General features: G+C 69.0%; 22 protein-coding genes. 15 read left to right on the forward strand and 7 right to left on the reverse strand.

Going from position 1 to position 24,323, the window contains the following annotated elements; genetic code table 11:
* Positions 1-18: 18 nt before the first annotated feature.
* The 3 genes from ACXC9Q_RS04510 to ACXC9Q_RS04520 are packed head-to-tail and all read left to right on the forward strand — an operon-like array spanning position 19 to position 3,071.
* Positions 19-1,065 (forward strand): SLC13 family permease, encoded by a 1,047-nt coding sequence (locus tag ACXC9Q_RS04510; RefSeq protein ID WP_457055184.1) that lies wholly within the window; start codon positions 19-21, stop codon positions 1,063-1,065.
* Positions 1,066-1,075: 10 nt separating this feature from the next.
* Positions 1,076-2,785, forward strand: coding sequence for an AMP-binding protein (locus ACXC9Q_RS04515; RefSeq protein ID WP_457055185.1), 1,710 nt, complete (start codon positions 1,076-1,078; stop codon positions 2,783-2,785).
* Between the two features lie 37 nt (positions 2,786-2,822).
* Entirely contained in the window at positions 2,823-3,071 is a 249-nt protein-coding gene (locus ACXC9Q_RS04520; RefSeq protein ID WP_328520882.1) for a DUF2630 family protein, read from the forward strand.
* Between the two features lie 1,532 nt (positions 3,072-4,603).
* On the opposite strand, the gene ACXC9Q_RS04525 is transcribed toward ACXC9Q_RS04520, so the two are convergent.
* From ACXC9Q_RS04525 to ACXC9Q_RS04540, 4 genes are read right to left on the reverse strand one after another with little or no spacing between them, the layout of a single operon-like run.
* Positions 4,604-5,026, reverse strand: coding sequence for a TIGR03667 family PPOX class F420-dependent oxidoreductase (locus tag ACXC9Q_RS04525; RefSeq protein ID WP_457055186.1), 423 nt, complete (start codon positions 5,024-5,026; stop codon positions 4,604-4,606).
* Positions 5,027-5,042: 16 nt separating this feature from the next.
* The gene (locus ACXC9Q_RS04530; protein ID WP_328520884.1) at positions 5,043-5,444 is read right to left on the reverse strand and encodes a CoA-binding protein; all 402 of its coding nucleotides are present in this window, start codon (positions 5,442-5,444) and stop codon (positions 5,043-5,045) included.
* A 12-nt stretch (positions 5,445-5,456) separates the two neighbouring features.
* Complete coding sequence (locus tag ACXC9Q_RS04535; RefSeq protein ID WP_457055187.1) at positions 5,457-6,110, reverse strand: LuxR C-terminal-related transcriptional regulator; 654 nt, start codon at positions 6,108-6,110, stop codon at positions 5,457-5,459.
* A complete protein-coding gene (locus ACXC9Q_RS04540; protein ID WP_457055188.1) occupies positions 6,092-7,354 on the reverse strand; it encodes a sensor histidine kinase in 1,263 nt (420 codons plus the stop codon). The genes ACXC9Q_RS04535 and ACXC9Q_RS04540 overlap by 19 nt, the downstream gene beginning before the upstream one ends.
* Positions 7,355-7,599: 245 nt before the next feature.
* Between ACXC9Q_RS04540 and ACXC9Q_RS04545 the strand changes: the two genes are divergently transcribed.
* The 7 genes from ACXC9Q_RS04545 to ACXC9Q_RS04575 all read left to right on the forward strand — a co-directional run bounded on the left by ACXC9Q_RS04545 (position 7,600) and on the right by ACXC9Q_RS04575 (position 16,773).
* Positions 7,600-8,367: an ABC transporter ATP-binding protein gene (locus ACXC9Q_RS04545; protein WP_457055189.1), complete on the forward strand. Its 768-nt coding sequence runs from the start codon at positions 7,600-7,602 to the stop codon at positions 8,365-8,367.
* Positions 8,367-10,304 (forward strand): FtsX-like permease family protein, encoded by a 1,938-nt coding sequence (locus ACXC9Q_RS04550; protein ID WP_457055190.1) that lies wholly within the window; start codon positions 8,367-8,369, stop codon positions 10,302-10,304. Before ACXC9Q_RS04545 ends, ACXC9Q_RS04550 begins: the two co-directional genes overlap by 1 nt.
* Positions 10,305-10,439: 135 nt before the next feature.
* The gene (locus tag ACXC9Q_RS04555; protein WP_457055191.1) at positions 10,440-12,890 is read left to right on the forward strand and encodes a DNA gyrase/topoisomerase IV subunit A; all 2,451 of its coding nucleotides are present in this window, start codon (positions 10,440-10,442) and stop codon (positions 12,888-12,890) included.
* A 5-nt stretch (positions 12,891-12,895) separates the two neighbouring features.
* Positions 12,896-13,603: an LppX_LprAFG lipoprotein gene (locus ACXC9Q_RS04560; RefSeq protein WP_457055192.1), complete on the forward strand. Its 708-nt coding sequence runs from the start codon at positions 12,896-12,898 to the stop codon at positions 13,601-13,603.
* Entirely contained in the window at positions 13,600-15,294 is a 1,695-nt protein-coding gene (locus ACXC9Q_RS04565) for an MFS transporter (RefSeq protein WP_457055193.1), read from the forward strand. Before ACXC9Q_RS04560 ends, ACXC9Q_RS04565 begins: the two co-directional genes overlap by 4 nt.
* A 43-nt stretch (positions 15,295-15,337) precedes the next feature.
* Positions 15,338-16,279: a sucrase ferredoxin gene (locus ACXC9Q_RS04570; RefSeq protein WP_457055194.1), complete on the forward strand. Its 942-nt coding sequence runs from the start codon at positions 15,338-15,340 to the stop codon at positions 16,277-16,279.
* Positions 16,276-16,773 carry a beta-class carbonic anhydrase gene (locus tag ACXC9Q_RS04575; RefSeq protein WP_457055195.1) on the forward strand — a complete coding sequence of 166 codons (498 nt, stop codon included), beginning with the start codon at positions 16,276-16,278 and terminating at the stop codon, positions 16,771-16,773. Before ACXC9Q_RS04570 ends, ACXC9Q_RS04575 begins: the two co-directional genes overlap by 4 nt.
* A gap of 14 nt (positions 16,774-16,787) precedes the next feature.
* On the opposite strand, the gene ACXC9Q_RS04580 is transcribed toward ACXC9Q_RS04575, so the two are convergent.
* Complete coding sequence (locus tag ACXC9Q_RS04580) at positions 16,788-17,357, reverse strand: dihydrofolate reductase family protein (RefSeq protein ID WP_457055196.1); 570 nt, start codon at positions 17,355-17,357, stop codon at positions 16,788-16,790.
* A gap of 145 nt (positions 17,358-17,502) precedes the next feature.
* Between ACXC9Q_RS04580 and ACXC9Q_RS04585 the strand changes: the two genes are divergently transcribed.
* On the forward strand, positions 17,503-18,510 hold the full coding sequence (locus ACXC9Q_RS04585; protein ID WP_457055197.1) for a sigma-70 family RNA polymerase sigma factor: 1,008 nt from the start codon (positions 17,503-17,505) through the stop codon (positions 18,508-18,510).
* On the opposite strand, the gene ACXC9Q_RS04590 is transcribed toward ACXC9Q_RS04585, so the two are convergent.
* A complete protein-coding gene (locus tag ACXC9Q_RS04590) occupies positions 18,507-18,800 on the reverse strand; it encodes a hypothetical protein (RefSeq protein ID WP_457055198.1) in 294 nt (97 codons plus the stop codon). The genes ACXC9Q_RS04585 and ACXC9Q_RS04590 overlap by 4 nt on opposite strands.
* 60 nt (positions 18,801-18,860) lie before the next feature.
* On the opposite strand from ACXC9Q_RS04590, the gene ACXC9Q_RS04595 reads away from it, so the two are divergent.
* On the forward strand, positions 18,861-19,490 hold the full coding sequence (locus ACXC9Q_RS04595; protein ID WP_457055199.1) for a TetR/AcrR family transcriptional regulator: 630 nt from the start codon (positions 18,861-18,863) through the stop codon (positions 19,488-19,490).
* 55 nt (positions 19,491-19,545) lie between these two features.
* Positions 19,546-20,841: a hypothetical protein gene (locus ACXC9Q_RS04600; protein WP_457055200.1), complete on the forward strand. Its 1,296-nt coding sequence runs from the start codon at positions 19,546-19,548 to the stop codon at positions 20,839-20,841.
* Positions 20,842-20,912: 71 nt separating this feature from the next.
* Here the strand turns inward: ACXC9Q_RS04600 and ACXC9Q_RS04605 are convergent, their stop codons facing one another.
* Positions 20,913-21,659, reverse strand: a complete 747-nt coding sequence (locus ACXC9Q_RS04605; RefSeq protein ID WP_457055201.1) for a Gfo/Idh/MocA family oxidoreductase — start codon at positions 21,657-21,659, stop codon at positions 20,913-20,915.
* A gap of 199 nt (positions 21,660-21,858) precedes the next feature.
* On the opposite strand from ACXC9Q_RS04605, the gene ACXC9Q_RS04610 reads away from it, so the two are divergent.
* Both ACXC9Q_RS04610 and ACXC9Q_RS04615 read left to right on the forward strand, forming a co-directional pair.
* On the forward strand, positions 21,859-22,122 hold the full coding sequence (locus ACXC9Q_RS04610) for a hypothetical protein (RefSeq protein ID WP_457055202.1): 264 nt from the start codon (positions 21,859-21,861) through the stop codon (positions 22,120-22,122).
* 76 nt (positions 22,123-22,198) lie between these two features.
* Positions 22,199-24,316 (forward strand): Xaa-Pro dipeptidyl-peptidase, encoded by a 2,118-nt coding sequence (locus ACXC9Q_RS04615; RefSeq protein ID WP_457055203.1) that lies wholly within the window; start codon positions 22,199-22,201, stop codon positions 24,314-24,316.
* Positions 24,317-24,323: the final 7 nt, after the last annotated feature.

The raw sequence follows: 24,323 nt of genomic DNA on the forward strand, positions 1-24,323 counted from the left end.
GGTAGAAGGTGGTGAATTTTGGTCGCGCGGATCGCGCCCGTACTGGTCTTCGTGATCGCCGTGACCGTCATCGCCGAACTGGCCGACAAGGCCAAGCTGTTCGAGGTCGCCGCCCGGGAAGCCGCTCACCTCGCGCGCGGCCGGGTCTGGCGGTTGTGGCTCCTCGTAGTCGCGCTTGCGACCGGGCTCACGATCGTGCTGTCTCTGGACACCTGCGCGGTCCTGCTGACCCCCGTGGTGCTCGCGATGGCCCGGCAGCTCGACATCCCGCCGAAGTTGTTCGCGTTCACCACCGTCTGGCTGGCCGCCACCGCATCGCTGCTGCTCCCGGTGTCCAACCTCACGAACCTGCTCGCCCTGCACCAGTTCCACAGACTGGACGTCTCGTACCTCGCGGTGAGCTGGCGACCCGCGATCGCCGCGATCCTGATCACGGTCGCCGTGCTGGCCGTCCTGTTCCACCGCGATCTGCGCCGGACGTACGCCGTACCGCCGACTCCGGAGGTGGACGACAAGGTGCTGTTCTGGGGCTCGGCAGGTGTCTGCGTGCTGCTCGGTCCGGCGTTCGTGTCCGGGATCGAGGTCGCCTGGCCGGCCAGTGTTGGCGCGATCATCCTGGTCGTGCTGTTCGCGGTCCGGCGGCGGAGCGCGCTGCGGTGGTCGCTGATCCCGGCCAAGCTGGTGATCGGAGTTGTCGTGCTGTTCGCCTTCGTCGCGTTCCTCACCGATCACGGCCTGGAGGAGCTGCTCCGCCGGGTCGCCGGGACCACCTCGGACCTGCGGCTCAGTGCGACCGGGGTGGTCGGTAGCAATCTGTTCAACAACCTCCCGGCGTACCTGGCGATGGAGCCGGTCGCCTCCAGCGACCCGCACCGGATGATGGCTCTGCTGATCGGCGTGAACTGTGGCTGCCTTCTGACCCTCTGGGGGTCGCTCGCGACGCTGCTCTGGCGGGCCCGCTGCGACGCCGCCCGCGTCGACATCTCGTGGTGGTCGTTCCTGTGGCGCGGCATGATCCTGACGCCACTCGTCGTCGCGGGGTCCGTTCTCGTACTGAATGGGTAATGTGCGGGACATGGCTACGGAGCAGAGCACTTCGGACGTCACGCGGGAGTTCCGGGAGGCGCGGGATTTCCTGGTCGCGCATCGGGAGGACTACGAGACGGCGTACCGGGACTTCAACTGGCCGTCGTTCGACCGGTTCAACTGGGCCCGCGACTGGTTCGACGCGCTGTCGGTCGAGCAGCCCGAGGTCGCCGCGCTGACGATCGTCGAGGAGGACGGCGAGGTCAACTCGCGCACGTACGCCGAGATGGCCGAGCGATCCCGCAAGGTCGCCGGCTGGCTCACCGCGGCCGGGCTGAAGCCGGGCGACCGGGTGCTGATCGTCCTCGGCAACACCGTCCCGCTCTGGGAGGTCATGCTCGGCTGCATCCGCGCCGGCGCGGTGATGATCCCCGCGACCACGCTGCTCACCGATGCCGACCTGGCCGACCGGATCACCCGCGGCGGCGTCCGGGCCGTGGTCACGAGTAGCTCCGAGGCCGCCCGATACGCCGGGATCGCGGACCACTGCATCCGCGTCGCCATCGGCACTCCGGTCGAGGGTTGGCTGCACTACGACGACTTTGCTTCGTACGACGGACCCGTGCCGGAAGTGGATACCGCCGCTGACGACTCGCTGCTGCTGTACTTCACCTCGGGGACGACGAGCCAGCCCAAGCTGGTCGAACACACCCAGGTCAGCTACCCCGTCGGCCACCTGTCGACGATGTACTGGATCGGTCTCCAGCCCGGCGACGTCCATCTGAACGTCTCCTCCCCCGGCTGGGCAAAGCACTCCTGGAGCAACGTCTTCGCGCCGTGGAACGCCGGAGCGACCGTCTTCCTCTACAACTACACGCGCTTCGACGCCGAGAAGATGCTGCAGGTCCTGCAGACGTACGGCGTGACGACCTTCTGCGCACCGCCGACGGTGTGGCGGATGCTCATCCAGGCCGATCTGTCCGCGGTGAAGGTCCAGATCCGGGAGTGCATCTCGGCCGGTGAGCCGCTCAACCCCGAGGTGATCGAGCAGGTCCGGAACGCCTGGGACATCACCATCCGGGACGGGTACGGCCAGACCGAGACGACCGCCCAGATCGGCAACCCGCCGGGTCAGCCGGTCAAGCTCGGGTCCATGGGCCGGCCGCTGCCCGGGTACTCGATCGCGCTGCTCGACCCGGCCACCGACGAGATCGGCGACGACGGCGAGATCTGTATCGAGCTCGCACCCGCGCCGGTCCCGCTGATGCGCGGCTACCGCGACGCCCGCGAGCTGACCCAGAAGGTCATGCGTGGCGGTTTCTACCACACCGGCGACGTCGCAAGCCGGGATGAAGACGGCTACATCACCTACGTCGGACGCTCGGACGACGTGTTCAAGGCCAGTGACTACCGGATCTCGCCGTTCGAGCTGGAGTCGGTGCTGATCGAGCATCCGGCGGTCGCCGAGGCGGCCGTCGTACCGTCGCCCGATCCGGTCCGGCTCGCGGTACCCAAGGCGTACGTCGTCCTCGCGGCCGGCCACGAACCGTCGCGCGAGCTGGCCGGCGACATCCTGCGGTTCTGCCGTGCCCACCTGGCGCCGTACAAGCGGATCCGGCGGATCGAGTTCGCCGAGCTGCCGAAGACGATCTCCGGCAAGATCCGGCGGGTCGAGCTGCGCGCGGACGAGGCCGCGAAGGTGGCGAGTGGCTCCGAAACCCAGCACGCGTACGACGAGGCCGACTTCAAGGAAGGCTGACCCCTGGCGGGCTGGAGCACGGGCGTACCGTTTCCTCATGACCGATGACAAGAGCCTCCTCAGCCGGATCGACGAGCTGGTCGCCGAGGAGAAGGAGCTGCGCACCAGGCATGCCGCCGGCCAGATCACCGACACCGACGAGCACGCGCGCCTGCAGGCCCTCGAGGTCGAGCTCGACCAGTGCTGGGACCTGCTCCGCCAGCGCCGCGCCAAGCGCGAGTACGGCGAGAACCCCGACACCGCCCAGGCCCGCTCCGCCGACACCGTCGAGGGCTACCTCAACTAATCGCAGGACCATCCGGAGATCGTCCCTTCCCCGCGTGATTCAAGGAGAGAAGGGCTCTCTCGCTCGATGAGTGGGTGTTCGTCGGCGGGGTGTGCTGGTCGGGATAGTGGGCGATGTCGGGCTGTGCAGGGTGGAGCGTGTGTCGAGGCCGGGCCGAGCGGTTCCGGCGGGCCTTGTTCTCCGCGGATCGGTCCACGTCTGGTGACCTGGGACAGGTGGTGGTGGGCCGAGACAAGGGATTGCGGTTTCTGCTGGATGTGTGGGTGAAGTGAGCGAGGCTGGGCAGTGTGCAGCTCGACAGGTGGTGTCGGTCCAGGGTGCTCGTCGGGCGAGGCATTCACGCCTGGCCCCGCCCGCCCCGGCAGAGGCCGGGGCGGACACGTCCTGTCGAGCTGCCCGCCCCCAGCCACCGTCCGCCCTCCCGCACGCCCCCAGCCACCGTCCGCCCTCCCGCACACCATCGTCCACACGCCCGGGCTGCCACCGTCGGCACCCGACCAGCCGGCACCGACGGGCAAGTGCGGTGACGGGCCGGGTTCGACTTGCCGGTGGTGGGACCGTTACCGGACCCCGGGGATGGGACACCGCCTGGGCGCCTCGGACAGGCCGTGCCGTGTCCGAGGCCCGCACTACGTGTCCGGGGTCGGGCCTGGGCGACCGGGCCGGGCGCCGCTGGCCGAGAGCCTCGACCAGACGGGGCGGCGGGGACCTGGCATTTCTGATCCCCGCGCACCAGGGGCTGTCTCAAGTCACCGGACCCGGGTCCGCCCGCCGACGAGGACATGGCAGGCCGGCCACCCACACATCGAGCAGAAGAGCCGAAATAGCGGCTGTTGTGCTGGGTGTGTGGGTGATAGGGGTCGGGGTCTGCGGTGCGGTCGGTGGGTTCGGGGTCACCCGTTGGGGAGTGCGGACATCGGGTGTGGTGTCCGCGGTCTCGATCAGGTGTCCGAGGTCCGGAGAGGGTTGCTTGATCGAGTGGCTGGGAAGACTCGGCGTACCGAGGAACGGGTAGTAGTCGGCCACGCCCCACCCGACCGGCCGGCATTCAGGCTGAACCGCCTCACCCAGGTGCGAGCGCCGGCTGACCACTACCCCTCCGTCGGTACACCGGGCCTCTCCTCCGTCCTCCCCGAGCCGTCAGGATCCGATCGGTATGTCGACCTCGGGCGGCGGGGCGTGAGGTCGACTTTGTGCACGGGATGGTCGTTGTGCGAGCGGTTTCATGGTTGAACCGTGCCCAAGGTGGCCAGCCCGGCCCGGGTACACCCACGGAAACGGCAGGGGAGCCGCAATTGCCTGTCCCAACCTCCACGACCTGTCCCAGCCCACCGGGCCCAGCCCACCGCGTGCACCAGTTCAACGCCCATCACACCAGCCATCAAGCAGAAGAGCCGGATATCCCCTCAAATGCACCCGGGGTGGGGTGGTCAGAACCCGCGCAGGTTGTCCGGGGCGGGGTGGTCAGAACCCGCGCAGGTTGTCCGGGGCGGGGTGGTCAGAACCCGCGCAGGTTGTCCGGGGCGGGGTGGTCAGAACCCGCGCAGGTTGTCCGGGGTGATCCGGACCAGGACCGAGTAGCTCGCGTGGAACTGCTCCGGGGTCATCCCGAGCCGGGTGATGTCGTCGGCGTACTTCGCGTTGTAGGCTGTGAGCTCCTCGGGAGTCAGACCTTTGTCGTCGATGACGGCGTCGCCGGTGAGTACGCCGACCTCACCGCCGGTGTGGGTCGCGTTGAAGTTCAGCGAGACTCGCGGGCGCGAGGCGACGTGCTGCACCTTCGCGGTGCGGGGCTGGCTGCTGACCAGGATCTGGCCGTCGCGCCAGAGGTACCAGACCGGTTTGGGGGCCGGCGTACCGGACTTGGCGATCGTGGTCAGCCAGAGCACCGTCTCGTCGTCCAGCTGCCGGGCGATCCGCTTGCCGAAGTCGCTTGACGTGTCGATTGTGAACATCAGGCCCCTTAAGGTCTCAGGAAGGCCCCAGCCGCCCCCACTCGATCGCCGGGCAGTGGTTCATCACCATGGTCAGGCCTGCCGCGGTCGTGCGTGTGTAGGCGTCCGGATCCACTACACCGAGCTGGAACCACACCGCCTTCGCGTTGATTCCCACCGCCTGGTCCGCGATGTCGCCGGCCAGCTCGGAACGGACGAACACGTCCACGCAATCGACCGGGAACGGGATGTCCGCGAGCGTCGCGTACCCCTGCTCGCCGTGCACGGACTCCGCCGACGGATGCACGGGCACGATCCGCTTCCCGTGCCCCTGCAGGAACCGCGCCACGCCGTACGCCGCCCGGCTGGTGTTGTTCGACAGCCCCACCACAGCCCACGTCTGGCAGTCCGCCAGAATCTTCCGGATATCAGCGTCCATGAGTCCATTGTGTCAACCACGCAAATAGGTGAGCACCGCGGAAACCCTGCGATCCAGCCCGTCGTCCAGCTGCAGCTTCGCGAAGATGTTCCCGACGTGCTTGCGTACGGCGGCCTCACTCACGACCAACTGCGCTGCGATCGACGCGTTCACCCGGCCCTCGGCCATCAGCGCGAGCACCTCCAGCTCACGCGGGGTGAGTGCGGCGAGCGGCCCGTCGTTCCGCCGCCGGGCGAGCAGTTGCCGGACCACCTCGGGGTCGACCACCGTCCCGCCGTCCGCGACCCGGTCCAGCGACTCAAGGAACTCGGTGACGTGACCGACCCGGTCCTTCAGCAGGTACCCGATCCCACCGGTCGTTGTCTCGAGCAACGACGAGAGGTACGCGTCGGCGACGTACTGCGACAGCACCAGGATCCCGATCGACGGCAGCTCGGCCCGGATCACCGCGGCCGCCCGCAGACCCTCGTCACTATGCCCCGGCGGCATCCGCACGTCAGTGATCACGACGTCCGGCGGCTCCTTGCGTACGACGGCCAGGAGCGTGTCCGCATCCCCGACGGTGTCGCGTACTTCGTGCCCGGCGCGGTCCAGGATGCTGGCCAGTCCCTCCCGCAGCAGCAGCGAGTCTTCGGCCAGCACGATGCTCAGTCGCCGAGTCGGCACGGGCACTCCATCCGCAGTCGGGTCGGCCCACCGGGCGGGCTGTCGACGACGAGTGTGCCTCCCAACGCGTCCAACCGGGTGACCAAGCCGGTGAGTCCCGTCCCCGCACCGACCTTCGCGCCGCCGATCCCGTCGTCCGTCACGGTCACGATCAGCTGATCACGCTCCATCCGGCCGGTCACCCCGCAGCTCGAAGCCTGGGCGTGTTTCGCCACGTTGGCCAGTGCCTCGCTGACGACGAAGTACGCCGCCGCCTCGATCGGCGGCGGCAACCGTGTCGGCAACGCCAGCTGCACCCTCACCGGCAACGGACTCCGATCCGCCACCTCCCGTACGGCGGCCTCCAGTCCGTGATCGACCAGCACACGCGGGTGGATCCCCCGGACCGCCTCGCGCAGATCCGCGAGCGCCGCCTCGGCCTCGGAGTGGGCCTTCACCACCAGCCGCCGGCCCTCCCCCTCGGGCAGGTCGAGCTCGGCCAGCCCGAGCGTCATCGTCAGTCCGACCAGGCGCTGCTGGACGCCATCGTGCAGATGCCGCTCGATGCGCACGCGCTCGGTCTCGAACGCGTCGACCAGATCGAGCCGGGACCGGCGCAGCTCGGCGACGTTCCGTTGCAGTTCTTCCTGCCGCGGACCGAGCATCGCCTTCGCCAGTGACGCCTCGGCACCGGCCAGGACGCCGACCAGATACGAGCTGACCACGAAGAACGGCGGACCGAAGGCGACCAGGAAGATGAGACCCTCCCCTGCGGTGTCCAGGGTCCAGGGACCCATGCCCAGCTGGTCGCTGTTGGCGATGACCGGCGCGGCCAAGGTGATCGCGAGGGTCGTCGCGCTGATCCCGGCGATCAACGCGCTGAGCGGCCAGATGAAGACGCCAAGCACGAAGCCGTACCCGAGCGCGCGCAGCGAAGCCTGCTCGCGGCGCCGGAACTTCAGTTTCTCCCGCCGCCTGAGCGCGGACGGCATGGTTGCGTGCGGACTGTTGATGCCGTCGATCAGCACCAGGCGGGCGCGCCACCGCTCAACCCGGCCGATCAGGACGCCGAGGAGCGGGAAGGCGGTGAGCAGCAGGACGCCGATCAGGATCGGGCTCAGCACGGCGCCGGCCGCCGCGGCACCGATCAGAACGCCGATCGTCAACACACCCACCGGCACCGACGTGAACAAATAGGCATAGCTCCGCCACGGCCACGACGACACCAGGAACCGCGACGACGCCAGCGCGGCCCACACGGTCATGGGGCCTCCCGGCCTGGACTGAGGAGCGTAGGGAGCGAAGCGACTGGAGCGACGAGGGAAGGCCGGGAGCCAAGGCCCCATGACCACGCCGGCGCCGAAGGCCCGGCCAAAAGCACCGTCGTCGTAGGTCTCTCCACGGTGCCAACCCTAGGGTGGGATGGCTCACGGGACGGTAGCGTGCGCGCTACTCCAGGTGTCCTCCGTAGGCCAGGGTGCGGAGCCGCGTACGGCGGTTGGCTGGGACCATGACCGCTACCGCGCCGACGTACCCAAGCGTCGTACCCACCGAGCCGCCGGCTCTGCTGCTGGACGGCATCACCAAGACCTATCGCTCCAAGGCCGGAGCGGTCGACGCGCTGCGAGGCGTGACCTACCACTTCGACCGCGGCTCGTTCACGGCCGTGATGGGACCGTCCGGCTCCGGTAAGTCCACTCTGCTGCAGTGCGCCGCCGGACTCGACCAGCCGACCAACGGCGCCGTCGTACTCGGCGGTGTGACCCTGAGCGGACTCAACGAGGTCGCACTCACCAAACTGCGCCGGGCTGAGATGGGCTTCGTGTTCCAGGCCTACAACCTGCTGCCCTCGCTCACCGTCTACGACAACGTGGCGCTACCGCTGCGGCTGACCGGTCGCCGGCCGAGCCGGGGCGAGGTGAACCGCGTGCTGGACCAGGTCGGGTTGCAGGGCAAGGCCACGCGGCGGCCCGCCGAGTTGTCCGGCGGTCAGCAGCAGCGGGTCGCGATCGCACGGGCCCTGATCACCCGACCAGCGGTCTTCTTCGCCGACGAGCCGACCGGAGCCCTGGACAGCGCGACCAGCCGGCAGATCCTCACGTTGTTGCGTGAGGCAACCGACCGCGCCGGTCAGACCGTGGTGATGGTCACCCACGACCCGGTCGCCGCCGGGTACGCCGAGCGTGTGCTGTTCCTGTCCGACGGCCTGCTCGCGGGCCACCTCGACCGCGGTACGCCGTCCCAGATCGCCGCCGCCATGAGCGACCTGGAGCGGTGATGTTCTATGTCAGCCGGCAGACCGTCAGCCGCCATCGGTCCCTGTACGCCGGTTCGTTCGTGGCCTTGGTCGTCGGAGTGTTCCTGCTCGGGCTGGCGGCGACAGCCACGGCCGCCACGATCGCCTACCACGGGCCGGCCGCGGCGAAGATCGTCGTGACCACACTCGGCGGTGACGACGCCGCGCCCCGGCAGGTCAGCGTGCCGATGTCCGACGCCGACGTGTCCGGGCTGCAGACAGTACTCAGTCTGGTCGGCGTGATCTGCGGGTTCATCACGATCTTCGTCATCGCGAGTACGTTCGCCTTCGCGGTCGCGTCGCGGCGACGCGAGCTCGGGCTGCTCCGGCTGATCGGCGCGACACCGGGACAGATCCGGCGGATGGTTCTCGGCGAGGCGCTGGTCGTCGCGCTCGCAGCGTCGCTCACGGGTGCGGTCCTGGCGCAGTTCGCGACACCGTTGCTGCTGCGGAAGGCGTCGTACACAGAGCTGGCACCGGTCAGGCTCGAGCCGGCGTCACCGTGGGTGCCGTTGTCCATCGCGGTGGGGGCTGGGCTTCTGGTCGCGATGCTCGGCGCCCGGTCCGCAGCTCGGCGGGCCGGCCGGGTCGGTCCGATCGACGCGCTGCGGGAGGCGGCCCTGGAGCCGCCGCGGATCGGGCCGGTGCGGGTCGTCTTCGGCCTGCTGTTCATGGCCGGGGCGATCGTGATGCTGACCCTCATCCGGCCGTCGACCGGTGAGGGCGTCGTACCGCTGGCGATGTTCACGCCGATGGTGATGGTGATCGCCCTGACGCTGCTCGCGCCCCTCATGGTGCCGTGGATCAGCCGGCTGTGGGCGCTGCCACTGGTCGCCTGGACGCGCGTGTCCGGGCGGCTCGCCCGGAGCAACGTGGTCGCCGCGCCCAGGCGCAGCGCATCGCTCGCGGCACCGATTCTGTCCATCTCCGCGATCGCCGGCTCGATGGTCCTCAGCCTCAGCTTCGCCGCCGACAGCGCCGCCGCCACGATCCGCGACACGCTCCGCGCCCCCGTCGTCGTGACTGAGGCGGCTGATCTCTCCAGAGTCCCTGGTGTCGGTGTAGTCGACGCCGGGCTGCCGCTGCAGCTGGTCCGGATCAGCCGGGACGACGCCCAGCTCGAGGACGCCGAGGGTATCGATCCGGCGATCGCCGCCAGGACCCGCGACCTGACGCCGTTGTCCGGCGACCTCGACCACCTGACCGGCAATACCGTTGCCATCAGCAAGGAAATGGCCGGCCTCGAGCACTACCGGGTCGGCGGCGAGATGCCGGTGACGTTCCTGGACAAGACCGCCGTCAAGCTGAAGATCGTCGCGATCGTCCCGGACGCCATGGGGGTGAACCCGTCGTTGCTGATCCCGCTGGACCTCGGCCGCCAGCACGCCCCGACCGCCAAGCCCGACCATTTGTTCGTGCTGCCGGCCGATGGCGTGGACCCAGCGTCGCTGGTCAGCACGATCGATCACGCCGTACCGGCTGCTGACTGGGAAGCGGAGCAGGCTGACGGTGTCCGCAAGGGGAACCAGTTCGGCCTCATCCTGCTGCTCGGCCCGGCCGCTCTCTACAGCGCGATCGCGATCGCCAACACGCTGCTGATGGGGAGTCTGCAGCGGCGGCACGAGTTCGTCACGTCGAGGCTGCTCGGGGCGACGCCGGCGCAGATTCGCCGGATGGTCTTGTGGGAGTCGTCGCTGGTCGGAGCGGTGGCGCTCACGCTCGGTACGGCGATCACCGTGACCGTCGGGATCCTGATCCGGCACGCGATGACGTCGGGGGTGGCCGACGTACCCGTGACCGTGCCGTGGGCGGTTCTGCTGGGGATCGCGGGAATCTGTCTGGGCCTGGCGGTAGGGTCCGCTCTGGCCCCGACGACGTACATCCTGCGCCGGTCGCAGCCGTCCGAGGCGGTGGAGTAGACCGGTATCGGGCGCTTCGACCACCGGGCGGGCGGGTCGTGGCCGGGCAAATCACCGTTCACCAGGGACAATGGGGACCGGCGCCGGACCGTCGCGGCGCCGTACCGGTTTTGATCGAGGAGTTCGCAGACCCGCATGGCACGCCGTAGTAGCACCACCGCCGAGCCCGAGGACTTCGAGGAGCACATCCTCGACGTCGATGTCTCCGACGAGATGCGCTCCAGCTACCTGGAGTACGCCTACTCGGTGATCTACTCCCGAGCGCTGCCGGACGCGCGGGACGGGCTGAAGCCGGTCCAGCGGCGGATCCTGTTCTCGATGGCGGAGAACAACATCCGCCCCGACCGCGGGCACGTGAAGTCGGCCCGCGTCGTCGGTGAGGTCATGGGTAAGTACCACCCGCACGGCGACGGCGCGATCTACGACGCCCTGGTCCGGACCGCGCAGCCGTGGTCGATGCGGGTCCCACTGATCGACGGCCACGGGAACTTCGGCTCTCTCGACGACGGCCCCGCCGCGATGCGGTACACCGAGTGCCGGATGGCTCCGCCGGCGATGGCGATGACGCAGGGCCTGGACGAGAACGTCGTCGACTTCCGGCCGAACTACGACGGCCAGGAGGAAGAGCCGTCGGTGCTGCCGGCCGCCTTCCCGAACCTGGTGGTCAACGGCGCCACCGGGATCGCGGTCGGGATGGCGACCAACATGGCCCCGCACAACCTGGTCGAGGTGATCCAGGCGCTGCGGCACCTGATCAAGACCCCGACCGCGACCCTGGACGACCTGATGCGGTTCGTCCCCGGACCGGACCTGCCGACCGGCGGCAAGATCGTCGGCCTGGACGGCATCAAGGACGCCTACGCGACCGGTCGCGGCAGCTTCAAGATGCGCTCCACTGCCCGGATCGAGAACGTCACCCCCCGGCGCAAGGGCATCGTCATCACCGAACTGCCGTACTCCGTCGGCCCGGAGAAGGTGATCGAGAAGATCAAGACCCTGGTCCAGGCGAAGAAGCTGCAAGGCATCGCCGACGTCAAGGACCTGACCGACCGCACCCACGGCACCCAGCTGGTGATCGAGGTCAAGAACGGCTTCGTCCCCGAGGCCCTGCTGGAGCAGCTCTACAAGCTGACCCCGCTCGAGGACGCGTTCCACGTCAACAACGTCTGCCTGGTCGACGGCCAGCCGCGCACCCTCGGGCTCAAGGACCTCCTCCAGGTCTACCTCGACCACCGGTACGACGTGGTCCGCCGGCGCAGCGAGTTCCGCCGGCAGAAGGCGCAGGACCGGCTGCACATCGTCGACGGCCTGCTGATCGCGATCCTCGACATCGACGAGGTCATCCAGATCATCCGCGGCAGCGATGACGCGGCCGAGGCCCGTGGCCGGCTGATCGAGATCTACGACCTGTCCGAGGTGCAGGCCAACTACATCCTCGACATGCCGCTGCGCCGGCTGACGAAGTACTCCAAGCTCGAGCTGGAGACCGAGAAGGGCGAGCTCGAGCGTGAGATCGAGCGGCTGACCGCGATCCTCGAGGACGAGGCGCTGCTGCGCAAGACGGTGTCCGACGAGCTGGCCGAGATCGCGAAGACCTACGGCACCCCGCGGCGGACCGTGCTGCTCGAGTCGTCCGGTGCGACCAAGACCGCGGCCGTGCCGCTCGAGGTCAGCGACGACCCGTGCTGGATCCTGATGAGCTCGACCGGCCTGCTCGCGCGGACGAACGGCGTCGAGCCGTTCGGCACCGGTGACACCCGGGCGAAGCACGACGCGATCGTCTCCGCGGTGAAGAGCACGGCGCGTGGTCAGTACGGGCTGATCACCAGCACGGGCCGGCTGATCCGGCTCGAGTCGCTCGACCTGCCCGCCGTACCGACGACCGCGAACGCGCCGAACCTGCAGGGCGGCGCGCCGGTGGCGGAGTTCGTCTCGCTGGAGCCGGGTGAGAAGGCGCTCGCGCTGACCACGATGGATCCCGACTCGATCGGCGTCGCCCTGGGGACGACGGGCGGCGTAGTGAAGCGCGTCGTACCGGACCACCTGAGCAACCGCGACTCGTGGGAGATCATCCGGCTGAACGACGGCGACGAGGTGATCGGCGCGGTCGAGCTGACGACGGGCGACGAGGAGCTGTGCTTCATCGCGTCGGACGCGCAACTGCTGCACTTCCCGGCGTCGGTGGTCCGGCCGCAAGGGCGGACCGCGGGTGGCATGGCCGGCATCCGATTGACCGCCGGCGCGAAGGTGGTCTTCTTCGGTGCCGTGAACACCGGTCGCGAGGCGCAGGTCGTGACGATCGCAGGCTCATCGTCGGCACTGCCGGGGACCGAGGTCGGCGCGGTGAAGGTGACGCCGTTCAACGAGTACCCGGGCAAGGGCCGTGGCACTGGAGGTGTGCGGTGCCAGCGGTTGCTGAAGGGTGAGGACGGGCTGCTGCTCGGGTTCATCGGTTCGGCGCCCGTGCGGGCGAGCGCGAGCAGTGGTGCTCCGGTCGAGTTGCCGCCGATCGACATGCGGCGCGACGGCTCCGGCGTACCGGTGGCTCAGCCGATCGCGGCCTGCGCTCCTGATCTGGCAGGCTGACCTCTGTGAAGAGACTGCTCGCGCTTGGCGCGGTGCTCCTGGTAGTGCTGGCGGGCTGCAGCGACAAGAAGGACTCCGGCGCGGGCAGCGGTCAGTCGGGCGACGATGCGGTCGCGATGCTGACGGCGGCCAAGAAGTCGATCGACGACGCGGCCAGCGTGCACATCGTGCTGACCGGGCGGGACCTGCCGGACAACGCACAGACGCTGGCGAATGGTGACGGAGTGGCGACACATGCCCCGGCGTTCAAGGGCAAGCTGACGGTCCGTTCGAACGGCGCCCCGATCGACGCCCAGGTGGTGTCGGTCGGCAGCAAGGTCTACGCGAAGCTGTCGTTCACCCCGAGCTACATCGAGCTCCCGCCATCGCAGTTGGCCGGTCTCGGCGCGCCCGACCCAGCGGTCCTGCTGGACCCGGCGAAGGGCTTGTCGTCGCTGCTGACGGCCGTGAAGGACCCGAAGGTGAAGGGTGAGAGCCGGGACGGAGCGAAGGTCCTGACCGAGGTCACCGGCTCGATCCCGGGCCAGTCCTTGCAGGGCATCTTCCCGAAAGCCCCCGCGGACAAGGACTTCCCCAGCTCGTTCAAGATCGACAAGGACTCCAAGCAACTCGTCTCCGCCACCATCACCGGTCCCTTCTACGGCGACGCCACCAGCAGCTACGACGTCACCCTCGACAAGTACGGCGAGAAGATCGAGATCACCAAGCCGTGAGCTCGTCCGTCGGCCGCCCCGCGCCGGTGAGCAACCCGAGGACCCGACTCACGCTGGCCTCCATCGCGGTGGCGTTCGCCGCGGCCGACACGTACGTCGTCGTCCTCGCGCTACCGGACATGATGGCCGGGGTCGGACTGTCGGCCGACGAGCTGCAGCGGGCGGCGCCGATCATCTCCGGGTTCCTGCTCGGGTACATCGCGGTGCTGCCGCTGATCGGGCGGATCGCCGATGTGGTCGGGCGGACGCCGGTGCTGGTCGGTGCGTTGCTGCTGTTCGCGGTCGGCTCGCTGATCACAGCCGGCGCGTACGACCTGCCGCTGGTGGTGACCGGTCGGTTTCTCCAGGGCGTCGGCGGTGGTGGGCTGGTCCCGGCCACGCTGGCCCTGGTGGCGGATCTGTGGCCGGCTGAGCGGCGCGGCCTTCCGCTGGGTGTTGTGGGTGCGGTGCAGGAGCTGGGCGCGGTGCTCGGCCCACTGCTCGGCGCCGCCGTACTGGCGATCGCGGACTGGCGGTATATCTTCTGGCTCAATCTCACCGTGGCTGTCGTGCTGGCCCTCTTGTTGCGCGGACGGCGACCACCGCCTCTGTCCGCGATCGTCGGGGTGCTCGCCTGCCTTGCCCTTGGGCTCACTCTCACCGCACCCGAGCGGTTGGCAACCGGCGTAACGCTCGGCCTGCCATTCGTGCCGTTCACCGGGTCTTCCCGGCTGCTCACGCCGATCGGAGTCGCCACCCTCGTGCTGGGTCTGCTCTGGCTCGGTCTGGTCGTGTGGCGGAGCCGCGGCCGGATGGGGACTGTGCTGGCCCAGGTCGACCTCGTCGGAGCAGTCCTCCTGGCGCTTGCGCTTGCGGGCGTGGTCCTGGCGTTCGCGACCGCCGACCCCGAGCGTGAGCTGATGTCGCCGGCCGGCCCATGGCTCCTGGTCGCCGCCGCAGTCTTCGCGATCGCGTTCGCGGTCTGGCAACGCCGTACGACGCGGGCGATCGTGCCGCATGGTCTCCTCGGTGCGCGGCCTGCCTGGGGATCGCTGGTCGTCAGCTTCCTCGTCGGATGTGCGCTGATCGCCGCACTGGTCGACGTACCCGTGTTCGCCCGCACGACCCAGGGCGGTGGGCAACTGGCCGCCGCTCTGGTGCTGCTGCGGTTCCTGATCGCCCTGCCGGTCGGTGCGGTCGTCGGCGGCTGGCTGACTCGGCGCTATGGCCTGGGCCTGATCACGGGTGCCGGGCTCGCGTTGTCCGGCGGGATGTTCGTGCTGATGGCGTTCTGGAGCCGTACTGCGCTCGATCACTGGCCGGCGACCGTCGTACTCCTGCTCTGCGGCTTCGGCTTCGGCCTCGCGCTGTCTCCAGTGAACACCGCCATGCTCGGTGCCACGCCGGCCGACAGTCACGGCCTGGTCAGCGCGCTCGTCGTGGTCGCGCGGATGGTCGGCATGCTGGTCGGAGTGTCCGCCCTCACAGCCATCGGCCTGCGGCGGTACTTCGCGCTCGCCGACGACATCCCCTCCCCGAACGACCTGTGCCCGAAGTCCCCCGGCACCTGCCGCCCGTACGTCGACGCGCTCCGCGATGCCGCCGTTTCACAAGTTCACACCATCTTCGCCGGCGCCGCCGTCAGCGCCTTCCTAGCCGCCCTCGTGGCCGCACTCCTGCTCGGCCGACGTGGCGTTGTGCACACATCCTGATCATCATGAGGGACAGCGGTCTCACCTCGCGTACGGTGATGCTGTGACCCATCGTCTCGACGCCACCGGTCGTGCCGGTTTGTGTTCGACCTTCTGCCGGGAGTTGCGTGAGCCTCTCGCCGGTACGGCGGTCGTGGCCGTGGGTTGGGTGGTTGTCGAGCAGCCGGGGCCGTGGGGCGCGAAGGCGCCGACGCAGAGTCACCTGGACCCGGCCTTCGGTGGTGCCTTCGACGAGGCGTGCAAGAAGGTGGACGTCCGCTTCGGGCTGATCCGCTCCCCCGGGCGGCATCCGGATGACGTCGAGCGCTCGCATCAGGTGTACGTCGCCTCGACGCTGCCAGGGCGCACATGGTTGCTCGGTGGCTGTGTCGACGATCCCGCCGCACTGAAGGAACTCGACCTCGACGCGGTCGGACGCGGCGACCGGACCGCCGTACTCGCGTCGCTGCCGTCGCTGGCCCCGATCGACGAGCCCGTTGTGCTGGTCTGCACGAACGGCAAGCGGGACGAGTGCTGCGCGCTCCTCGGCCGGCCGCTCGTCTCCGCGCTGGAGAAGCTTGCGCCGGGCCGAGTCTGGGAGGCGAACCACCTCGGCGGTCACCGCTTCGCGCCGACCGCGACCTTCTTGCCGGCCGGCACCATGCACGGCCAGTTGACTGTCGAGACCGCCACGGCTGTGCTGGACGCGGCCGGTCGTGGTGAGATCGTGCTGACCGGTCTGCGCGGCCGGTCGACCTGGACCAAACGCGGTCAGGCCGCGGAGATCGCCGTACGCCGTCTTGCCGGTGAGCTCGCGCTGGATGCCCTCAGTGTCGTGGGCGAAGACCTCGAGGCCGTCGCCGTACGGCATGTCGACGGCCGGTCCTGGACCGTGCCGGTGACCAGCGCACCCGCCGATCCACCCCGACCGGAGTCCTGCGGAAAGGAGCCTTTCGCCATGTCGATCCTGCATGCCGGAACCCCTGAGCGTGGTGAGGTCCGTTGAGTACCGGTTTCGAGGACGTCCTGGCCGCCAACGCCGAGTACGTCGCCGACTTCCACTACGGCGGGTTCGACGGCATCGCCCACGCCGGCATCGGCGTGGTCACCTGCATGGACTCCCGGATCCCGCCGCTGGAGATGCTCGGGCTGAAGCCAGGTGACGCGAAGGTGCTGCGCAGCGCCGGCGGCCGGGTCACCGAGGTCACGCTGACCGGGCTCGTCCTCGGCGTCCAGCTGCTCGGCGTCCGACGGATCATGATCACCCCGCATACCCGCTGCGCGATGGCCGCAATGTCGGAGGACGACCTGCGCGCGAAGGTCGAGGCGGCTGCCGGGAAACCGGCGGGTTACCTGCCCATCCCGGTCATTCCCGACCAGCTCGAGGCCCTGCGCCGCGATGTCGCCGCCGTCCGCGAACATCCGCTGATCGGCGACGACATCCTCGTCGGCGGTTTCATGTACGACGTCGACACCGGGCAACTCACCCAGATCGACTGAGGCCTGCCGCCTGTTCAGTTGGCGCGCTGGTAGGTGAGCAGGACGAGGCCGTCGCCGATGGTCCGGTTGCCGACGAGGCGCTGGGGCTTCTGCTCGCCGGTCTCGCCGAACAGGTGTTCCCCGGCGCCGAGTACGCACGGGAACGTCATCAGCCGCAGTTCGTCGACAAGGTCGTGCTCCAGCAGTGTCGGCACCAGCCGGCCACTCGCGTAGACGACGAGGTCTCCGGTGAGCGTTTCCTTCAACTTCGAGACGTCGTCCACGACGTCACCGGTCAGCACCGTCGAGTTGTTCCACTCGGCGGCCTCGAGGGTGGCGGAGACGACGTACTTGGGCATGCTGTTCAGCCTCTCCGCCCATACGCCGGTCCGGGACGGAAACCGTCCGGCGAAGTACTCGTAGGTCCGTCGCCCCAGCAGCATTGCCTCGACGTCCAGCGCCTCGTCGGTGAAGAACTCGGCCCACGCAGCCTGATCCCTAGGCCCCATCTGGCTCCAGGCGCCGCGGCCGAGGCCCTCCTCACCGGTCGGGTCCTGGATGACTCCGTCGAGCGTGATGTTCTCGGTCACGATGAGCTTTCCCATGTCGGTTCTCCCTTGTCGTGATGTCGACTACTGCTGATGGAGACTCCGCGGTGTCCGGAAACGGGGCGCGCGCTGACCGCCCCCTTCGATCCTCGGCCGGCGTCCATACAGGATGGAAGCGCGACAGGACAGAGAGGTGGCCGGAGTGGAATTGGTGAGAGCCGACCTGATCAGCAGGGCGCGGGCCGGCGACGAGGAGGCGTTCCGGGCGTTGACCGAGCCGCACCGCAGGGAGCTCCAGGTGCACTGCTACCGCATGCTCGGATCGTTCCAGGACGCCGAGGACGCCCTCCAGGACACACTGCTGGCTGCCTGGCAGGGGCTCAGCGGGTTCGAGGGGCGCGCCTCGCTCCGCACCTGGCTCTACCGGATCGCCACCAACCGGTGCCTCAGCACGCTGCGGTCAGCCAGCCGGCGTCCCGCCAAGGAATGGGACATCCCCGGGGTCGAGCCGCCCGAGCCGACCCGGCTCGGCGAGGTCGTCTGGCTCGAGCCGTACCCCGACGCGCTTCTCGACGGCGCGATCACCGTGCCGCTCGGCCCGGAGGCCCGCTACGAGCAGACCGAATCCATCTCGCTGGCCTTCGTGACCGCCCTTCAGGTCCTGCCGCCTCGCCAACTCGCCGTACTGATCCTGCGCGACGTCCTCGGATTCCGCGCGAACGAGGTGTCCGGCATGCTGGACACGACCGTCGAGTCGGTCAAGAGCGCCCTCAAACGGGCCCGCGTCAGCCTGCAGCGCCGGCAGTCCGCCGACGGACCGGCTCCCGCCGCCGACTCACCCGCCGAGGATGCGATGGTGGCGAAGTTCGTCAGCGCCTGGGAGTCCGCCGACATCGACGGACTGCTGGCGCTGCTGACCGACGACGTCTTCATGTCCATGCCGCCGCTGCCGTTCGAGTACGAGAGCCGCGACGTCGTGGCCGGCTTCTGCGCCACGCTGTTCGGCTCGGGCCGGAGATTCGACCTCGTCCCGACCCGAGCCAACGGCCAGCCGGCGTTCGGCGCCTACCTGCGCGGCGCCACTGGCGTCCGGCACGGCACCGGACTGTACGTCCTCACCCTCAGCGGCGACCGGATCTCCGCCATGACCAGGTTCGAGAACAGCGTGTTCCCGGCCTTCGGCCTGCCGCGATCGCTCCCCGGCGCCTAGCGCTCGTCGATCACGTCGATCTCGTCGACGGCCGACGTACCCTCGCGGACCAGGGCGAAGGCCGCCTTGGTCTCGGCGAGGGTCGGGGCGAGTTCACGGGCTGCCTTCAGGTCGTCGGCGGACTCCCAGCGCCAGACGCCGACCCACTGGTTCTGGACCCGGCCGAGCCGGGCCTCAGTGAGGCCCGGGATGGCGGCGCGGACCGCGTCCACCAGGGCGTTGTGCTTGCTGCGGATGTCGGTGGCGTCGTCGGTGGTGGCCTCGAAGCGGGTGATTGCGATGAGCGACATGACTATCGCCTTTCACTAGAGTTAACTTATAGCGAACGAATCTAGAGATAGACTCTAGTCATGACTGTTGTCAAGCGGCCCAACCGCCGAGCGGAGAAGGCGCAGGAGACCCGGCGGCGCATCATCGAGGCCGCGAGGGAGCTGTTCGTCGCGGACGGGTACGGCGCGACCAACCTGCAGGACGTCGCCGACCGGGCCGGCGTCGCGGTGCAGACGATCTACTTCACCTTCGGCAACAAACGGGCTCTCCTGAAAGAGCTGGTCGATGTGACGATCGCCGGCGACAGCGAACCGGTTGCCACGATGGACCGCCCGTGGTTCACCGACGCAGTCGCCGCCGCCACCGCCGAGGAGATGCTGGCCGCGTACGTCCCCGGCTCGAGCGCCGTCCTGGCCCGGGTGTCCCCGATCATGCGGGTCCTCGAAGCGGCCGTCGCGCACGACCCCGAGGTCGCCGCTCTCTGGCCCCAGGACGAGGACCTCCGGTACGTCGTCCAGCGCGCAGCCGCGGACGCACTCGTCACCAAGCCCGGCGCTCGCGATGGACTGACAGCCGACGAAGCCGCCGACCTCCTCTACGGCATCCTCAGTCCCGAGCTCTACCTCCTCTTCACCCGAGACCGCGCCTGGCCCCACGACCGCTGGCTCACCTGGGCCACCCAAACCCTCCACACCCAACTCTGCGCGTGACCCAGGCTGTTCGGAATCTCTCGGAACTCGCGCCGGGATCTGGTAGACACCACGTATGAGACTCCGCCCCAGCTCATTCTCGCGATCCCTGCTCGTCGGCGCCCTCGCCCTCACCGCGGTCCTGTCCGGCGCTCCGACCGTCAACGCCATCCCGCCCGTCACCGGATGCCTCGACCAGTCCGTCACCGGGTCGGTCGAGGAACAACGTCTCGACAACGGCGTCGCCGGCGGTCCGTCGGTCCCGGCGGAGATCCTCCGCCGCTCCGGCTTCGACCGCCAGGTCGCCCTGTTCTCTCGCCTGCTCTGCTCGATCCCGAACCGCCAAGCCGCAGCGGCCCTCGTGCACGCACAAGGCGAAGCCCTCTGGCGTACGGCGACCCACCGCGCCCAGCACGCGCCGACAGGATCGGACGCATTACCCGCCACCGACGACCGCGGCCTCTACTGGGCCCGCCTCTCGATGGCCCTCGCGTTGAGACAATGGCACCCCCGCTTCGGCCTCGGTACGACGGAACGCGCCGGACTGATCCGATCCCTCGAGTACACCTCACGTGGCATCACCAGCACCCGGTTCGCACCCGGCGTACGGAAGATCCTGGTGACCGGTTTCGACCCGTTCACGCTCGATGCGGACATCCGGATCGGCAACCCGTCCGGGGCGAACGCGCTCACGCTCGACGGGCAGCGCTGGACGGTCAACGGCACGACCTACGAGATCCAGACCGTCGTGCTCCCGGTCCGCTACACCGACTTCGACGAGAACATGGTCGAGAACGCACTCGCACCGCACTACCGCCCAGGCCCACAGCACGCGGACCTGGTCATGACGGCCAGCCAGGGGCGCGTCGGGATCTTCGACCTCGAGGTGTTCAACGGCGGGCGTCGTTCGGTCAGCTCGATCGGTGACAACAACAACCTCTGGGGCGGCGGCACGATCTCCGCTCCGGTCGTCTCCCCCAGCATGCCGCCGGGACCCAAGTGGATCACGTCGAGTCTGCCGCTGGCGCGGATGTCGCAGGCCGACGTGACGCCGTTCCGCACGCGCGTCAACACGTCGGTGCTGGAGATTCCGGCCGGCCAGACCCAGCCGGTCCGTCAGCCGCTCGGCCCGACGTCCGGCTCGATCGCCTCGGAGGGCACTGGCGGCGGCTACCTCTCGAATGAGGTTGCCTACCGCAACACCTTGCAGCGCGACCTGCTCGAGCCGACGATGCCGGCCGGTCACCTGCACGTCCCCGTGCTGTCCTTCGACCCAGCCAACAAGACCGACATCACCGACCCGACGTACGAGGCCAACCGCGAGGCGATCGTCACCGGCGCCCACGCGATCCTCCGCGCAGCACTCAGCTAGTACAGAAAACTACTCATCGCCACGCTCGGGCTGGACAGTTTTATGATCATGCCGGGCGTGGCGACGCACACTCAAAGAGCCAGTAGGTCGGCCGTTCGAACAGGCTCTCCGGTCTCGAAGGAGCGGTTCGCCGCAAGGCCGGTCACTAGCGCCAGCGCCGCCTGCCGGGCATCAGCCACGTCGGCTCCCTCGGTCCGCGAGTCGTCGAGCAGCGCCGCGAGTACCCGGGCGTCGGCGCAACCATGGCCGGCGTGATCGTGATCGACGGTGTGGTCGACAGGCGGCGACCACAGCGGCCGCACGGTAATGCTCGTCCGTCCGGCCGCGGGCGCGGCGAGGTCGCCATGCACCGCTCCCCTGGCCGAGTCGACCCGCTGCTGTGGCAGGACAAATGTCGACTCTTCTACATTCAGCTCGAGCCGTCCGCGCGATCCGTTGAACATCACGCGGTAGCCCTCGGCCGGTGAGTACGCGGTCAGGTGATACGTCATGGTCGCCCCGGAGTCGTAGGACACCAGCACGGCCATGTCGTCCTCGATCGACACCCCTGGCGCGAACACGTTGCGATCGCGGTAGTAGCCGTCCTCCGCTTCCGCGTCCAGGTACAGCTCACGCAAGGTCTGGTTGTCGGCCAGGTGCAGCGCGAACGGATCGTCCAGGGCGGTCGCGGATCCATGGGCACGGACGTAGTCCCGCGCGTACCCGTGCCGGCGCCCCGGACCGTAGAAGGCCAACTGTCCTTGCGCATAGACGATCTGGGGTTCGGCGCCGAGCCACCAGTTCACCAGATCGAAGTGATGGCTGGCCTTGTGCACCATGAGACCGCCCGAGTTCGCCTTGTCGCGATGCCACCGGAATGATCGTGTAGCCGTGCGGCAGGAACAACATCGCCGACACCAGCCCGAGACAGCAGCCACGGCCCGGGAAGCGTGTGCGGGCAAGTACATATCCGGCGCAGGACGTGACTACTAAAGTGCTCACTACCGTGCCTCAGGTGATCAGTATTGTGTTCATGAAGTGCCGGCCGAACGATGCCTCCCGCCGGGCGGCGCCGAGGCCATCCTCATCGGCCTGGCCGGGATCCGCCCGCACCCCGACGGATCCCTGACCGTCCATCCTCAACCCGTTGCCGCTGGCAACATCAGCGTCCACGGTCTCAGCTACCGTGACCACACCATCGACGTCACGATCACGACCGAGAGCTTCCAGGTCTCCGTGGACGGCCGCCTGCTGTCACCCGGCCCGGACGGCACCATCCTCGCCGTACCTCCGCGGTCCTAGCTGTTGCGATTCGCGAGGTCCCGCCGCATGATTCAGAGGTTTGATCTGCCAGGCGAACGCTCGGAGAGGACCAGACATGAGAATCCGACTTCTGGCGAGCGCTGCCGCGACGACCGTTCTGGTGGTCGCGGCAGTTGCCAGTCCTGCCTCGGCACGACCCGCGACGACCGGCAGTCCAACCCCGGTGGCGCCGACCTTCGTCGACGGTCTTGCCCAGGCGGTCTTCTCCACCAACCCCATCGACTGGTACAGCGGTGAGGTCTGGGTCCAGGCGCCGTTCGACAGCGACCACGACGGCGAGCCCGACCGGATCCACGCCGACTTCTCCGCGCCGCGCGAGGTACTCACCGAGGGGCTGAAAGTACCGGTCGTCTTCGAGGACAGCCCGTACTACGCGGGCACGGCGGACGAGTACAGCAACTGGGGCGTCGACCATCCGCTCGGCTCGCCGCCCCGGCTCCGGCCGCGGGCGCCGTTCTGGACTGCCTTCGACACCAGCCCGGTGATCAGCACCAGCCTCGAGTCGACCTGGGTGCCGCGCGGATTCGCGGTCGTCCATGCGGAGTCACCAGGCACCGGCCACTCCGACGGCTGCCCCACGTCGGGCGGCAGGAACGAGACGCTGGCCGGTAAGGCGGTGATCGACTGGCTCAACGGTCGTGCCCGGGCGTACACGACCAGGGACGGCTCGACCCGGGCCGTTGCCGGCTGGACCACCGGCAAGGTCGGCATGATCGGCACGTCGTACAACGGCACCCTGCCGGAGGCTGTCGCGACGACCGGGGTGGACGGCCTGAAGGCGATCGTACCGATCTCGGCGATCTCCGACTGGTACGACTACTACCGGGCGAACGGCATGGTGCGGGCACCGCATTCGTCGTCCAACCCGTCCGGCAACAACAATGCCTTCCAGGGCGAGGACCTGGACGTGCTGGCCGACGTCGTGTACTCGCGGCTCGACGAGACCGGCGAACGGAAGATCTGCCAGCCGGTGATCGACGACCTCGAGCGCCACATCGACCGCGCCACCGGGAACCGCAGCGGCTTCTGGCAGGAGCGCAACTACATGAAGGACGTGCGCAACGTCCACGCCGCAACCTTGCTTGCCCATGGCAACAACGACTTCAACGTCATGACGAAGAACGCGGCGCAGTTCTACGCGGCGCTCAAGAAGCAGCACGTGCCGCACATGTTCTACTTCCACCAGGGTGGCCACGGCGGCCCACCGCCGGACGTGCTGGTGAACTACTGGTTCACCCGGTACCTGTACGGCGTACCCAACGGAGTCGAGCGCCTGCCACGGTCGTGGGTCGTCCGCGAGGCCGCATCCTGTCCGCCTCGCCAGACCGCTGTCAGCGGAGACCAGTCGAACACGGCGACGCTGGCGGTGGCCGACACGACCCCGTTCCGGATCGGCTTCTCCCTCACCGTGCGCCAGACCAATGCCGACGGCACGATCACCACCACAACCCGGCTGATCGCGAGGATCCTCGACTCCACCCATCTGGTGCTGGCGTCGGCGGTGGCCACCGCGACCGGTCAGAAGGTGGCCGACGGCGCGACCGTCAGCCTGCAATGCAGCAACGCCAACCCGACCCCGTACGCCGAGTGGCCGGACCCCGCCTCGGGTCAGGCCGGTCTCCACCTCACGCCGGGAGCCCCGGCACGCGGTGGCCTGACCAACGCTGTGACCGGTGCGGGAACCGAGACGCTCACCGATGACGCCTCGATCGCCGCCATCACGTCGGCGAACGCCGCCTCTTCGGACGTGCGGCTGATCTACCAGACGCCGCCGCTCACCAAGCCCGTCCGCATCAGTGGTACGCCGTCGGCCGCGCTGCAGGTCGCCTTCAGCGCGTCGAAAGCGAACCTGACCGCCGCGCTGGTCAGCTACCCACCGACCGGCAACGGCACGATCCTCACGCGCGGCTGGATCGACCCGGCCAACCGTCTCTCCGACTGGGTCGACGCTCCGGTCCGGCCGGGCAAGCTGTACCGGATGAACGTCGACCTGCAGCCGAAGGACACCGTCGTACCGGCGGGGAACAGGATCGCGCTGATGGTCGTGTCGAGCGACCGCGACTTCACGATCCGGCCTCCCGCCGGCACACGGCTGACCCTCGACCTGGCCCACAGTTCGCTGGTGATCCCGGTGGTCGGCGGCCCGAAAGCGCTGGCCGACGCCCTCAGGTAACCCCTGG

The sequence above is a fragment of the Kribbella sp. CWNU-51 genome, assembly GCF_054073265.1.

Bases quoted from the DNA above. Each gene is read 5' to 3' on its own strand.
- ACXC9Q_RS04515 (WP_457055185.1), top strand. From the start codon at position 1,076: ATGGCTACGGAGCAGAGCACTTCGGACGTCACGCGGGAGTTCCGGGAG.
- ACXC9Q_RS04520 (WP_328520882.1), top strand. From the start codon at position 2,823: ATGACCGATGACAAGAGCCTCCTCAGCCGGATCGACGAGCTGGTCGCC.
- ACXC9Q_RS04525 (WP_457055186.1), bottom strand. From the start codon at position 5,026: ATGTTCACAATCGACACGTCAAGCGACTTCGGCAAGCGGATCGCCCGG.
- ACXC9Q_RS04530 (WP_328520884.1), bottom strand. From the start codon at position 5,444: ATGGACGCTGATATCCGGAAGATTCTGGCGGACTGCCAGACGTGGGCT.
- ACXC9Q_RS04540 (WP_457055188.1), bottom strand. From the start codon at position 7,354: ATGACCGTGTGGGCCGCGCTGGCGTCGTCGCGGTTCCTGGTGTCGTCG.
- ACXC9Q_RS04545 (WP_457055189.1), top strand. From the start codon at position 7,600: ATGACCGCTACCGCGCCGACGTACCCAAGCGTCGTACCCACCGAGCCG.
- ACXC9Q_RS04550 (WP_457055190.1), top strand. From the start codon at position 8,367: ATGTTCTATGTCAGCCGGCAGACCGTCAGCCGCCATCGGTCCCTGTAC.
- ACXC9Q_RS04555 (WP_457055191.1), top strand. From the start codon at position 10,440: ATGGCACGCCGTAGTAGCACCACCGCCGAGCCCGAGGACTTCGAGGAG.
- ACXC9Q_RS04580 (WP_457055196.1), bottom strand. From the start codon at position 17,357: ATGGGAAAGCTCATCGTGACCGAGAACATCACGCTCGACGGAGTCATC.
- ACXC9Q_RS04590 (WP_457055198.1), bottom strand. From the start codon at position 18,800: ATGTCGCTCATCGCAATCACCCGCTTCGAGGCCACCACCGACGACGCC.
- ACXC9Q_RS04595 (WP_457055199.1), top strand. From the start codon at position 18,861: ATGACTGTTGTCAAGCGGCCCAACCGCCGAGCGGAGAAGGCGCAGGAG.
- ACXC9Q_RS04600 (WP_457055200.1), top strand. From the start codon at position 19,546: ATGAGACTCCGCCCCAGCTCATTCTCGCGATCCCTGCTCGTCGGCGCC.
- ACXC9Q_RS04605 (WP_457055201.1), bottom strand. From the start codon at position 21,659: ATGGTGCACAAGGCCAGCCATCACTTCGATCTGGTGAACTGGTGGCTC.
- ACXC9Q_RS04615 (WP_457055203.1), top strand. From the start codon at position 22,199: ATGAGAATCCGACTTCTGGCGAGCGCTGCCGCGACGACCGTTCTGGTG.